The organism is bacterium (assembly GCA_026414725.1).
Taxonomy (GTDB): domain Bacteria; phylum Ratteibacteria; class UBA8468; order B48-G9; family JAFGKM01; genus JAAYXZ01.
The window spans coordinates 176,480-189,603 of record JAOAIL010000001.1 but is presented as its reverse complement, the minus strand read 5'-3'; the positions used below and the strand labels follow the sequence as shown (position 1 = coordinate 189,603).

General features: G+C 36.6%; 18 protein-coding genes. All 18 read left to right on the top strand.

Annotation, left to right across the window (positions count from 1 at the left end):
* Positions 1 to 8 precede the first annotated feature (8 nt).
* The 18 genes from N3D17_01005 to mnhG all read left to right on the top strand — a co-directional run bounded on the left by N3D17_01005 (position 9) and on the right by mnhG (position 13,119).
* Positions 9 to 1,016, top strand: a complete 1,008-nt coding sequence (locus N3D17_01005; protein ID MCX8081970.1) for a 4Fe-4S dicluster domain-containing protein — start codon at positions 9 to 11, stop codon at positions 1,014 to 1,016.
* A gap of 7 nt (positions 1,017 to 1,023) precedes the next feature.
* Positions 1,024 to 1,854, top strand: coding sequence for an FAD/NAD(P)-binding protein (locus N3D17_01000; GenBank protein ID MCX8081969.1), 831 nt, complete (start codon positions 1,024 to 1,026; stop codon positions 1,852 to 1,854).
* A 10-nt stretch (positions 1,855 to 1,864) separates the two neighbouring features.
* Complete coding sequence (locus N3D17_00995) at positions 1,865 to 2,356, top strand: hypothetical protein (GenBank protein ID MCX8081968.1); 492 nt, start codon at positions 1,865 to 1,867, stop codon at positions 2,354 to 2,356.
* Positions 2,353 to 3,282, top strand: a complete 930-nt coding sequence (locus tag N3D17_00990) for an NADH-quinone oxidoreductase subunit H (GenBank protein MCX8081967.1) — start codon at positions 2,353 to 2,355, stop codon at positions 3,280 to 3,282. The genes N3D17_00995 and N3D17_00990 overlap by 4 nt, the downstream gene beginning before the upstream one ends.
* 68 nt (positions 3,283 to 3,350) lie before the next feature.
* Entirely contained in the window at positions 3,351 to 3,767 is a 417-nt protein-coding gene (locus tag N3D17_00985) for an NADH-quinone oxidoreductase subunit B family protein (protein ID MCX8081966.1), read from the top strand.
* Complete coding sequence (locus tag N3D17_00980) at positions 3,764 to 4,201, top strand: NADH-quinone oxidoreductase subunit C (GenBank protein ID MCX8081965.1); 438 nt, start codon at positions 3,764 to 3,766, stop codon at positions 4,199 to 4,201. The genes N3D17_00985 and N3D17_00980 overlap by 4 nt, the downstream gene beginning before the upstream one ends.
* Positions 4,191 to 5,384, top strand: coding sequence for a nickel-dependent hydrogenase large subunit (locus N3D17_00975; protein MCX8081964.1), 1,194 nt, complete (start codon positions 4,191 to 4,193; stop codon positions 5,382 to 5,384). The genes N3D17_00980 and N3D17_00975 overlap by 11 nt, the downstream gene beginning before the upstream one ends.
* A gap of 2 nt (positions 5,385 to 5,386) precedes the next feature.
* Complete coding sequence (locus N3D17_00970; protein ID MCX8081963.1) at positions 5,387 to 6,004, top strand: 4Fe-4S dicluster domain-containing protein; 618 nt, start codon at positions 5,387 to 5,389, stop codon at positions 6,002 to 6,004.
* 5 nt (positions 6,005 to 6,009) lie between these two features.
* The gene (locus N3D17_00965) at positions 6,010 to 7,377 is read left to right on the top strand and encodes a proton-conducting transporter membrane subunit (protein MCX8081962.1); all 1,368 of its coding nucleotides are present in this window, start codon (positions 6,010 to 6,012) and stop codon (positions 7,375 to 7,377) included.
* Positions 7,378 to 7,387: 10 nt separating this feature from the next.
* Positions 7,388 to 9,214: a proton-conducting transporter membrane subunit gene (locus N3D17_00960; GenBank protein ID MCX8081961.1), complete on the top strand. Its 1,827-nt coding sequence runs from the start codon at positions 7,388 to 7,390 to the stop codon at positions 9,212 to 9,214.
* Positions 9,211 to 9,744: a DUF4040 domain-containing protein gene (locus tag N3D17_00955; GenBank protein ID MCX8081960.1), complete on the top strand. Its 534-nt coding sequence runs from the start codon at positions 9,211 to 9,213 to the stop codon at positions 9,742 to 9,744. The genes N3D17_00960 and N3D17_00955 overlap by 4 nt, the downstream gene beginning before the upstream one ends.
* On the top strand, positions 9,734 to 10,210 hold the full coding sequence (locus N3D17_00950) for a cation:proton antiporter (protein ID MCX8081959.1): 477 nt from the start codon (positions 9,734 to 9,736) through the stop codon (positions 10,208 to 10,210). Before N3D17_00955 ends, N3D17_00950 begins: the two co-directional genes overlap by 11 nt.
* A complete protein-coding gene (locus N3D17_00945) occupies positions 10,207 to 10,557 on the top strand; it encodes an NADH-quinone oxidoreductase subunit K (protein ID MCX8081958.1) in 351 nt (116 codons plus the stop codon). Before N3D17_00950 ends, N3D17_00945 begins: the two co-directional genes overlap by 4 nt.
* The gene (locus tag N3D17_00940) at positions 10,554 to 11,444 is read left to right on the top strand and encodes a proton-conducting transporter membrane subunit (protein ID MCX8081957.1); all 891 of its coding nucleotides are present in this window, start codon (positions 10,554 to 10,556) and stop codon (positions 11,442 to 11,444) included. The genes N3D17_00945 and N3D17_00940 overlap by 4 nt, the downstream gene beginning before the upstream one ends.
* Positions 11,420 to 12,040 carry a proton-conducting transporter membrane subunit gene (locus N3D17_00935; protein ID MCX8081956.1) on the top strand — a complete coding sequence of 207 codons (621 nt, stop codon included), beginning with the start codon at positions 11,420 to 11,422 and terminating at the stop codon, positions 12,038 to 12,040. The genes N3D17_00940 and N3D17_00935 overlap by 25 nt, the downstream gene beginning before the upstream one ends.
* Positions 12,037 to 12,522, top strand: a complete 486-nt coding sequence (locus N3D17_00930; protein MCX8081955.1) for a Na+/H+ antiporter subunit E — start codon at positions 12,037 to 12,039, stop codon at positions 12,520 to 12,522. Before N3D17_00935 ends, N3D17_00930 begins: the two co-directional genes overlap by 4 nt.
* On the top strand, positions 12,519 to 12,773 hold the full coding sequence (locus tag N3D17_00925; GenBank protein MCX8081954.1) for a monovalent cation/H+ antiporter complex subunit F: 255 nt from the start codon (positions 12,519 to 12,521) through the stop codon (positions 12,771 to 12,773). The genes N3D17_00930 and N3D17_00925 overlap by 4 nt, the downstream gene beginning before the upstream one ends.
* Entirely contained in the window at positions 12,766 to 13,119 is a 354-nt protein-coding gene (gene mnhG / locus N3D17_00920; protein ID MCX8081953.1) for a monovalent cation/H(+) antiporter subunit G, read from the top strand. The genes N3D17_00925 and mnhG overlap by 8 nt, the downstream gene beginning before the upstream one ends.
* Positions 13,120 to 13,124 lie beyond the last annotated feature (5 nt).

Here is a 13,124-nt window from a genome sequence, read left to right as displayed (position 1 = left end):
AATCACAAATGGAGACATTATATATAACCAAAAAGGATTGGGATAGTTTTATAAAAGGGAAAGCAGAAATAATTTCTATTTTTGCCCCTTTTGAATATGAAAAGAAACTATTTTATAAAAAGGTTGCTCCAGATATTGATATTATATATAACAGGGTAAGGACTGTTGAACCACTTAAACTGTTTTTCACCCCTTTCAAAGAGAGGGTTGTCCCTGAGGTGTATCAGATACCGGAGATTGTTATTATGGGTGTTACTGCCTGTGATATAAATGGGTTAAAGATACTGGATAAGATTTTCATGGAAGGGGACTACAGAGACCCTAACTATACTAATAGAAGAGAGAAAGTTCTTATTATAGGTTCTGACTGTCTTTCTCCTTATCCTACCTGTTTCTGTGAACTTATAGGGACACATCCTTATCCTGAAGATGTATTTGACTTGAATATATCTTTTCTTGAAGAGGGTCTGCTTGTAGATATTGGTTCTGATAAAGGGTGTTCTTTTATAGGTGGAGACCAGAAATTTTTTCAGGCAACTAAGGAACAGATAAATAAAAGGGAACAGAATAGAAAGAAAACAGTAGAGATAATTAAGGAGTCCAACAGGGATTTTTATTTTGAAGGGGTTAAGGAAAAATTCAAAGGGGCATACCAGACGGAGTTATGGAGAAGACCAAAAGATATAGAAAATTGTGTTCAGTGTGGAAGTTGTACAAACAACTGTCCCTCATGTGTATGCTTTTTACTTGAAGATACAGGAACACAGGAAGAGGACAGGAAGGTTAAAGTATGGGACAGTTGTCTCTTTCCTGGATATGCAAGAATGGCAGCAGGTGATTCTCCCAGACCAACGCTTCAGGATAGATATGCAAACCGTCTGTTATGTAAGTACTGGTATATGGTGGAAAATTATGGAATAACCGGATGTACCGGTTGTGGAAGATGTATTGTTGGATGTGCAGGAAAAATTGATAAAAGGAAGGTTATTACAGAAGTATTGAGGGAGCGACAGTAGGTATAAAATGGATAAAAATATTTACAGACCTATAAGGTGTGAAGTAAGGGATGTTATTACTGAATCTCCTACTATAAAGACAGTTGTCCTGAAACCTGAGGAAGAATTTTCTTTCCTTGCCGGGCAGTTTGCATCTCTTACAGTTCCAGGTATAGGTGAAGCACCCTTTACTCCTTCTTCATCTCCTTATGATAGAGAAAAACTTGAGTTTACAGTAATGAGGACAGGAAGGGTAACAGATGCAATACATAATCTTAAAAAAGGTGATATAGTAGGTGTCCGTGGTCCTTATGGGAAGCCCTATCCTCTGGATGTTTATAATGGTAAGGAAGTGTTGTTGGTTGGTGGGGGAGTAGGACTTGCTCCCATACGGTCGCTCTTTTTTGCTTTAGTAGAGACCATTACCAATTATAGAAGAATTGTTTTCTGTTGTGGAGCGAAAACACCTGCTGATTATATATATAAAGATATGATATTTGATAAATGGCAAAAACTCTGTGAGAAACACCCTTTATCTTTCAGGATAACTGTGGATAAGAAGGATGAAGCATGGAAATACGGAGAAGGAGTTGTAACAAAGACACTTGACGGGCTTGATATTGATATAAAAAATTCTGTGGCTGTTGTTTGTGGTCCTCCTATAATGATGAAGTTTACCACATTGAAACTTTTAGAGATTGGATATAAAGATACACAGATATATCTTTCTATGGAAAGGAAGATGTATTGTGCTGTAGGACATTGCAGACACTGTCTTATAGGAGATTTGTTTGTATGTAAAGATGGTCCTGTATTTACCTATGACCAGATAAAGGATGAGCCCAATATATGGGCATGAGGTTAAAGTTATGAAGAAGCTCTTTATTGATTATGATAAATTTCTGACTCTTCAGGATGAAGGTATAAGATGCAGTTATAAGATGCATCCAGAAAATAGAGGAATATCTGCTTTAAGAGAAGAGATTGCATTCCTTTTTGCATGCAGAAGATGTGAGGACTATCCCTGTGTGAATAGTTGTCCGACAGGTGCATTAAAAAGAGAGGAAGGCAGGGTAAAACGTTCAAATATCATTTGTGTATCCTGTAAGACCTGTTCACTTGCCTGTCCTTTCGGAACGATATTACAAGAACTGATACCATATCTTGTAAGCAGGTGTGATGTTTGTATCGGGCGGTTGAAAGAAGGAGAAGAACCTCTCTGTGTAAAAACCTGTAAAAGTGGTGCCATAAGTTATTTAGATGAAAGAGATATTAAGGATAAAACCAATATATATCAAATTGGAGAGCATATAGTTGTAAAGGTCTTCAATTGGCTGGATACATACGGAATAAAAAAATGAGTAATTTATCCATACTTCTATACTTTATAGGGGTTTTAATATCCTTTGGTATATTGGGATTTATGGCTATGTGGCTGGATAGAAAAGTTACAGCACGGCTACAGTTTCGTATAGGTCCTCCATGGTACCAAAACTTTGCTGATTTTGTAAAACTTGCAGGTAAAGAGGTTCTGATACCAGAAAAAGCAAATATCTTTATGTTTATTACAGCACCGGTACTCGGATTAATAGCTACCACAACAGCAGGAGCAATTTTAATAATGATATTTAAGACAAATGCAGGTTTCCCTACGGATGCTATACTTATTCTTTATCTGCTTACCATACCTTCTCTTTCAATCATACTCGGTGGGAGTGCCTCAGGTAATGTCTTAGCGGCAGTAGGAATAAGCAGGGAGATGAAATTACTTATGGGATACGAACTTCCTTTTGTTTGTGGATTGGTTATTTCATCTATAAAAAGTGGTTTAACAACTTCACTCGGTAATATAATCCAGTTTCAACAGCATAGCGGGATAATACTTGATTCTCCTTCTGGAATTGTTGGCTTTATCATAGGGGTTTTTGCATTACAGGGGAAGTTAGGGTTGGTACCTTTTGACCTTGCGGAGGCAGAGGGAGAGTTGGCAGGTGGGGCACTTATTGAGTATTCAGGTATACTACTGGGATTATATAAACTTACAAAGGCAATACTGATTATTACCGGTCCGTTATTTCTTATATCTTTATATTTAGGAGGAATAAGTTTTAGTTCCATTGCAGGTATTATAACAGGAATACTTAAATATGTTATTATACTTATTCTTTTTATACTTATTAAGAATACCAATCCCCGGTTAAGGATAGACCAGACACTACGGCTTTTCTGGGGATGGTTTACCTTATTAGGAATAGCGGGGATATTTCTGGCAATGACAGGGTGGTGAAAAATTTCATCCTCTCCCTTTCCTTCTTGTATGGAGAGAGGAAAATAGAATGCAGGAGAGATAAAGATATGAATATAAAAACGAAGGCATTAAAAAAATCACTATGGGTTTATCATGTGTCAGGTGGGTCATGTAATAACTGTGATATAGAAATCCTTGACTGTCTCACACCGAGGTTTGATATTGAAAGGTTTGGTATTGTACTCGTAGGAAGTCCGAGACATGCAGATGTTCTTTTGTGTACAGGGATAGTGAATAAAAAATGTGTTGAAAGGTTAAGAGAAGTGTATAAACAAACAGCAAAACCCTGTATTGTTGTAGCTATAGGGGCATGTGCCTGTACAGGCGGTATCTTTAGAGATGGATATCAGATGGGAGGTCCTATTGATAAACTTATACCTGTAGATGTTTATATACCAGGGTGTCCACCAAAACCAGAGGCAATGATTGCAGGTATAGTAAAGGTTCTGGAGAAACTGAAATGAGAGATATAACAGGAATGTTGAAAGAAAAACTCGGGAATAGGATTAAAGATATAAATATCCATAAAAACCAGCGGATTTATATTACAGTTGACAGAAAAGATATCAAGGAGTGTGCAAGAATTATCTTTAAAGATATTGATGCAAGATATATTATCGCATCAGGAATAGAAAATTTTGACAGTTTTGAGATTCTCTATCATTTCGGTCTTGATAAAGAAGGTATTATTGTTTCTTTAAGGGTGTATCTTGATAAGGAAAAACCAGAAATAGAAACACTTATTGATATTATTCCAGGTATCTCTTACATTGAACGTGAGATGTGGGAACTTTTAGGGATAAACTTTACAGGACATCCTGATATTAAACATTTCCTCTTAAGAGATGACTGGGAGAAAGGAAATTATCCATTAAGGAAAGAAAACTATGGAACATAAAAGAAAAGTGATAGTTCCAATAGGTCCGTATCATCCACTTCTTGAAGAACCAGAGTTTTTTGCTCTTTATTGTGATGGAGAAAAAGTTGTGGATGTAGAATGGCAGGCGGGCTATAACCACCGTGGAATAGAAAAGCTTTCAGAAAGTAAACACTGGGACCAGGTAACATTTTTGGTTGAAAGAATATGTGGTATATGTTCCACATCGCATCCGTTTGCATACTGTAATGCAGTGGAGGACCTTCTCGGGATAACAGTGCCTGAAAGAGCAAGGTATATAAGAAGTGTTATAGGAGAACTTGAACGACTTCACAGTCATCTGCTCTGGGTAGGACTGGCTGGGCACTTCCTCGGATATAATACCGTGTTTATGTGGGCATGGAAATACAGGGAACCGGTACTTGATATGTTTGAAATAATAACAGGAAACAGAAATCATTATGCAATGTTCAAAATTGGTGGAGTACGCCGAGATATAGAGAATGAAGATATTCCTAAACTGAGAAAGGTACTTTCTGAACTCAAAGGACAGTTAGAGATGCTTACAGGTGCAGTTCTGGATGACCCTGTTCTCGCAGCACGGCTTAAAGGGGTAGGTGTTCTTACAAAAGAACATATAAAGGCATTTGGTGCAGTAGGTCCTATTGCAAGGGCAAGTGGTGTTGCAATAGATATAAGAAAGGATGACCCATATGCTGCATATCAACTTGTTGATTGGAAAATAATTACTACAGAGAATGGTGATGTATTTGACAAAGCAGTGGTTAGGTTGTTAGAAAGTTTTGAATCAATAAAAATAATAGAGCAGTGTCTTGATGCAATTGAAGGGAAAAAAGGAGAGATACAGGCAGAGGTAAGGAGTATACCTGAAGGAGAAGGTATAGGACGCCATGAGGCACCGAGGGGAGAATGTTTTCACTATGTTAGAAGTGATGGGACAAATAGACCTGTGAGACATAAAATAAGAGCACCGAGTTATACCAATATACCTACGTTTAAAGCAAGTTGTATAGGACAGACCATAGCAGATGTAGCGATAATTTTAGCAGGTGTTGACCCCTGTTATTGTTGTACGGAAAGGGTGGCTGTCTATGAGGCAGAAAATAGAAGAAAACTTTACGACTTTGATTATCTTTTAAAGAAATCTATAGAGAAGACAGAAAAGATTAAAAGAGAGATATAAATATGAAGAAACCCAAGATAAGAGAACTGAAAGAGGCGGTTAAAGGAATATTATCAAAGCCATATACAACCGACTTTCCTTATAAACCGCATACACCTCCTTTAAGATACAGGGGAAAACCAGAATATAATAAGGATATCTGTGTGGGTTGTGGGGCATGCTTTCAGGTATGTCCTGCAAAAGCAATTGATATGAAAGATACTTTGGAAAATGGTATTGCTAAAAGAGTATTGATACAGTATCCATCAAGATGTATATTCTGTAGGGAGTGTGAAAGAAATTGCATCACAGGTGAGGGGATTAAACTTACAACAAAATTTGATATTGCATATTTTAATGAACAGGATACACTTGATTCTGTGGAACATAAACTTATCACATGTATACACTGCAGAACGGTTATAGGTACTGAAAAACATCTTCAATGGGTATTAAAAAAACTCGGGAATTTAGGATTTGCACAGCCAGTTCTTCTTATGCAACTTATGGAGATGTTTAATATAAAAACTGATTTTGAAGAAAAAGTTATTCCACCTATACAGAGGACAGATTTATTAAAAGTTGTCTGTCCCAAATGTAGACGGCTTGCGTTTATAAGTGATGAGAAAAAGGGAAAATAAATATTATGGTACCGAATAATATCTTGTTGTGGATACTTATAGTTCCATTTCTATCAGCGGTTTTAGTGGAGGTTATACCTGCATCGTTTTCTATTAAAGCAGGTTTTATTTTCCTCCTGATACAGATGTTTCTATTAGGTAATATTGCTAATACTGTATTTTCTACAAGGTTCTTATATTATCCAGTAGAAAACATCTTTTTTATTGCCGACCCTTTAAGTTTTATATTTGGAGCGACTTCTGTTTTTATAGGGATATTTATATATTTGTTTGCAATGGGGTATTTTGCTAAAGAAGATCATTCTGAACAGCAAAAATTTTCTTTCTGGGGACTTGTTTTTGTGGGGAGTATGATGGGGGTGGTATTTTCTGATAATCTCATCTCCCTTTATCTTTTCTGGGAACTTGCGGGGCTTTGCTCGTGGAAACTTATTGGTTTCTACAGGAAAGATGAACATCTCCTTAAGGCAGATAAAGCATTCCTTATTACCAGTGCAGGAGCTGGTTTTATGCTTCTGGGATTTGTATATGTTTACATAACTACTGGTTCTCTAAGTATTTCTCAGATAATAGGGCAGGAGATACCTCCTTTTGTCTTTGCACTAATATTTTTAGGGATTCTAACAAAGTCAGCCACTTTCCCCTTCCATACATGGCTTCCTGATGCCTCTGTAGCCCCAACACCTGTTACATCATTCCTTCACGCAGCAGTACTTGTTAAGATAGGAGTATATGGACTAGCGCGGATTTTCGGGGCAACGCTTACTGTATCTGGAAATGTTATATGGGCAGGATATCTTGCTCTATTCAGCAGTGTTGCTGCGGGTATTATTGCTTTAAGAGAGACAGATATTAAAAAAATTCTTGCTTTTTCCACAGTAAGCCAGTTAGGATTTATGATAGCAGGGCTTATGATGTTTAATCCTATTGCTACTCGTGGAATTGTTATATTTTATGTAGCACATGCACTGGGTAAGGGATGTCTATTTCTATGTGCAGGAATTACAGAAAAACTATTTGGGACAAAAGATATAAGGCAGATGGGAGGGTTGATGAAAAAATCACCGCTTGTTACATATGCTTTTATCTTCAGTATGTTTTCTGTTGCAGGTATTCCACCATTACCTGGTTTTTATGGAAAACTTGAGGCAATAACAGGTATGCTTATAAAGAGACATATATTCTATGGGCTTATTGCAATACTTACATCAGCACTAACCCTTCTTTATATGGTTCGTTTATTCAGGTATGTATTTATGGGGGATGTAAAAGAAGTAGATACAACAGGGAAAGGATTTCCCTTTATGGTTGTCTCTGTGGTAATTTTAGCAACTATTTCATTATTATTCGGTATTATGCTGGTGATAAGATAGGAGGAGAAAGTTGAATGTAAACATATGGTTTCTTCCGGTTGTTATAAGCTTCGGGATTGCTTTCGTTCATCTGCTTATTCAGGGGGCAGGAAGGAATATAAGGAAGTGGGTATCTCTCCTTGGGGTTCTGGCAGTGCTGTTTTCATGTTTCTATTCAATGTATGTAAACTATGACATTCTTTCCAGTGGAGAGAAACTCGGACTCTTATTCGCAATACTTATTTCTTTCATAGGATTGTGCAGTGTATCTTTTTCTCAGTGGTACAATTCGGAAGTAAACTTTGTATATGATGGGTTGTTATTCCTCTTTCTCGGGGGTATGTTGGGTGTAGTACTTTCCCATTCACTCATTGCTCTGTATATATACTGGGAAATAATGACAATAGCAAGTTTCTTTCTTGTACTTTTCGCTGATACAGATGAGGCAAGAAGTGCTTCTCTTAAATATATTATTATGACAGGTGTAGGAAGTATATTTCTACTTTTCGGGATATTAGGAATATGGCTATTAGAAGAAAATCTTTTATGGAAACATATATTTTTCTTTTCTATCCTTTTAGGGACAGGTGTCAAAGTGGGGATATTCCTGCTTAACTCATGGCTTCCTGATGCATATACTTCTGCTCAAACACCTATATCTGCATTGTTTTCTGGTGCAATGAGTAAAACAGGGATATATGCACTGATACGCTTTTACTTTGTTATATTCAAACCATCATGGTCTATCGGATGGGAGACAGTAATGTTGCTTCTCGGTATCTTTACACTTTTGGGAGGTGTTTTTTTAGCACTTATCCAGCATGATATAAAACGACTTCTTGCATATCATAGTATCAGTCAGATTGGATATATCTTTCTCGGTATTGCCTGTGGAACCCAGATAGGACTTGTCGGAGCTCTTTATCACACAATCAACCACGCTATATTCAAAAGTTTACTCTTCCTCGGTGCGGGGGTACTTATAAAAGCAACTGGTTCAAGGAATTTAGAGGATTATGGCGGATTATTCAGGAAACTACCAGTTACATTTATGGTAATGACAGTTGCAGCATTTTCAATATCAGGGATACCACCTTTTAATGGTTTTGTATCAAAGTGGATTATATATCAGGCACTTCTAATAAAGAACAATCCTATTTCTACATTTGCATTCATTGCAGCACTTTTAGGAAGTGTGTTAACACTTGCATCTTTTGTAAAGGTTATTAATGACTCCTTTATGGGTGTAAGGAAAAAAGAGATAACAGGAGAAAAATTAGAGGGTAGTCCTTTTATGAATATACCTATGATATTACTTGCTATTGGGTGTTTACTTTTTGGTTTATATCCTGGATTTGTGACAGAGAAGTTTTTATTCCCTGCTATAGGTGAATATGTAATGCTAAATATTAATCTCATACAGATGGCTTCTTATTATGGAGTGCTGGCAATCATCATCCTTGCTTTGTTATTTGTCGTAGGTAGGAGATGGATTAAACAGGTGAGAAGGACAGAGGTATTTGTAGGGGGCGAGGTTATTTCTGATAAGATAACTGCTTTTGATGGAGCGCACTTCTATGGGACGGTTAAAGAAATAACACCTCTTAAAAAATTTTATACACTTGATACCATGGGATTGCTTGATATATACCAGAATTTTCTGAAATTACTGCCTAATGCTGGGAAGTTTTTTATCAATATCGCTGTAATGGCAGTTGATTTTATATATAACAGAGGAAGTTTATTTTTAAATCTATGGGTTGAACGGCTAAAGTTATTACAGAATGGACTTTTAGCAAAGTATCTTGTATGGTTTTTTGCAGGGCTTATAATTATAATGGAGGTTATAAGAAGATGATGCTTAATACACCACTTTTAATTGTGTTGATGCTTCTTATGACAGTGGGGTGTGTTATATCTATTGTAGCAAGGAGTTTGACATCGTCTGTTGTTTCTATGGGAACTGCGGGACTTATATTAAGTATTCTGTTTTTACTTTTGGGAGCACCTGATATAGCAATTGTTCAGGTTTTTGTAGAGATAGTGGCTTTGATTATACTCCTTTCTACAATAAGGCGTGAAACGAGAGCAGATATGTCCACATCTGGATTGTACGGGGTGGTAACTCTGATAGTTCTGGCATTATTCCTGTTTGTTTTTATGATCCATGGAACCGAGGTTGTCAGACCTTTTGGACAGCCGGTAATCACTATGGGGGCAGAATATCTAAAGGCATCTCCTTCTCTTCTGAAGGCACCTAATACTGTAACTGCGATAGTGCTGGACTTTAGAGGATATGATACATTAGGAGAGGCAACCGTTATATTTACAGCGATAGCAGGGGTTGTAGTGCTCTTAAGGGTAAAGGGGAGGAAGGATGAAAAATAATGGAATGAGTGAGATTGTTCAGGGTATAGCGAGAATTGTATTTCCTTTTATAGTTCTTTATGGATTGTCTCTTGTCCTCTATGGGCATATTACACCAGGCGGTGGCTTTTCAGGTGGAGTAGTTCTCACAGGTGGAGTTGTTCTGCTTCTTCTTGCCTTTGGAAAGGAATATGTTTTCAGATTCTTACCTATAAATGTTACAAAATCCCTTGACAGTGCAGGTGCATTGGGTTTTCTTGCAGTTGCTATATCTGGACTGGCAGGAGGTGTATTTTTCTATAACCTGCTTCCTAAAGGGAATATGTTCAAACTATGGAGTGCAGGAACAATTATAATCAGTAATATAATGATAGGTCTGAAGGTTGCTTCCGCACTATTTGTTGCCATAGCAATTCTTTCTATGGCACGGTTAATAAGAACAGATGAAGGGATTAAATATAAACAGAGTATGGAGGAAGAAAAATGATTGTCTATATACTTGTTGCCCTGATGTTTTTTACAGGACTTTATGGAATTATTGCAAAGAAAAACATCATAAAAATTATTGTAGGAATAAATATTGTTGGGTATGCTACCAATATTATATTTGTACTTTTAGGTTATAAATGGGATGGGATTGCGCCTATCCTTACAGAAAATATGACGGTCAACACTTTTTTAGAAAAAGCGGTGGACCCATTACCACAGGCACTTGTTCTTACATCAATTGTCATAGACCTTGCATTTGTTGCATTTCTTGCAGCACTTGCCATACGGCTTTTTGAAAAATATGAAACTTTTGATATGGATAAGATAAGGAGATTGAAAGGATGAACAATCTTATTATTCTTCCTGTGGCAATATATTTGGGGGCTGGATTTCTCATATCTCTACTTTTAAGGAAAGATGAAAAGTCCGCCGGGATAGTAGCGATATCTTTTGTCTTACTTGCTACTATAACATCAATAATTTTTGGTATAGATGTATTTACCAATGGAAGAATTGTATATTTTGTAGGTGGCTGGGAAAAACCATTAGGCATAGTTCTTATGGTTGACCCTCTTTCTTCTTTATTCATTATAATGACAAATTTTATTGCCCTTCTTATAATGATATACTCGTTTGTTTATATAAGGAAATATACAGAGACATCCTATTTTTATATTATTTTTCTGATTATGCTTGCAGGTATGAATGGTGTGCTTATCAGTATGGATATATTCAACATATATGTCTTCTTTGAAATTGCATCAATTGCATCCTTTATTCTTGTAGCTTTTGGACTTAGAGCAGAGGAACTTGAGGCATCAATGAAATATACGGTCATGAGTTTTATTGCTTCTACAATGATACTTTTTGCTATTGCACTTATCTACGGATTTACAGGGACACTTAACATAGCAACATTTATGTCTGAGACCGCAGGGCTTTCTACCTCACATCTCTGGTTCCTTGCAGGACTTCTCTTATCTGGTTTTGCGCTTAAGGCCGCTCTTGTACCTTTTCATACATGGTTACCTGATGCACATTCTATGGCACCTGCACCTATTTCTGCCATACTTTCAGGTATGTTCATAAAAGTTATAGGACTTTATGTGCTCATACGGATTACCAACAATATATTTATAATATTGCCTCAGATAAGAATCTGTTGCTTTTACTATTCGGAATATTGTCAATGGTTTTCGGAGGACTTATGGCATATGGACAGCGAAATATAAAACGACTTTATGCATACTCAACCATAAGTCAGATTGGATACTGTGCTATAGGATTGGGTATAGGCGGATATCTGGGGAATCTGGGTGTACTTATGCATTTTATTGCACATGCATTCTCAAAGGCACTTCTTTTCTTAAATATAGGAGCTATTGAATATGTTACAGGTTCTACAGATATGGAACAATTAAAAGGACTGAATGATAAGATGCCTGTAACAACACTTTTAGGGAGTACAGGAATGTTAGGTATTGCAGGTGTACCTCCTATGGGTAATTTCTGGAGTAAACTTATCATAATAATTGCAGCAGTGCAGGCAGGTTATCCAGGAATAGCGGTTTTATGTATTGTTGTATCTATTATTACTCTGGGGTATTTCCTTAAATTACAGAGGAATGTTTATTACAACAGAGTTGAAGAGCCAATAAAACAAGAAGCACCAAAAACACTTCTTTTCCCTATGGTAGTTCTTGCAATACTGGTATTTATATCAGGGATATTACTTATTCCTGGTATAAGAGAAAAAACACTGGATAGGTCTGTATCTGTTATGGAGAGTTTTTCCTATATGGATATTAAAATAGGAGAGAACAGATGAACTACCTTATTGTTTTTATACTTTTGTTTGGTATATGGAAGATTTTAACATGGAGCAATGAACCAGGTAATTATATTGCAGGTATTCTGGTTTCTCTTTTCGTCACACTTCTTTATGGAAGAGAATTTCCATATCATCCTGAACATACATTCCAGATAAGACGATATTTTGCTTTTGTAAAGTTCATCTTTGTATTTATCTGGCAGATGATAAAGGCAAACTTTATTATGGCATATCGTATCTTAAGTCCGGGACCTCCTATCAAGCCAGGTGTTGTAAAGATACCATTATATCTTAAATCACCACTTGGAAGGATTATACTGGCAAATTCCATAACGCTTGCTCCTGGAACATTTACTATGGATATAGATGAAGAGTTTTTATATGTCCACTGGATATATGTTGAAACGACAGATCCTATAAAGGCAGAAGAGTTAATATGTGGAAAGGCCCAGAAGATATTGAAGGAGGTATTTGAATGATTCTTGTATTCGCTTTTCTTGCTTTATGTGTATCTATATGTGTCTATAGAGTATTTAGAGGTCCGAGAGCAGCAGATAGAATGGTGGCTATTGATATACTCGGTATTATTATAATTATATTCTGTGTGTTCCTTTCTCTTGCAACCGGTTCAGAGTGGTATATGAGTATAGCCATTGCCTGGTCTATTATAGGATTTGTAAGTACTATCACACTTGCAAAGTTCTTAGAAGGGAGGAATTTAGATGATTGATATTCTTTTCTATATAGTTATGGCTATTGGATTATGTTTTGTCCTTCTCGGATGTATCGGACTTTTAAGGATGCCTGATGTATACTGTCGTCTACAGGCAGCTACAAAGTGTGTAACACTCGGTACAGGGAGTGTCCTTTTAGCTACTATAATAAAAACCGGATTTTCTGCTATAGGGATGAAAGCACTTATATGTCTTGTATTTCTATTTTTAAACTCACCTACTGCAGCACATGCACTCGCGAGGGCAGCAGATATATCAGGTATCAAGATATGGGAAAAACCTGGTGATGAGAAGATATATCCTGCAAAACCAAGACCTACTATAGATATTGATAAAGAATAACCCTC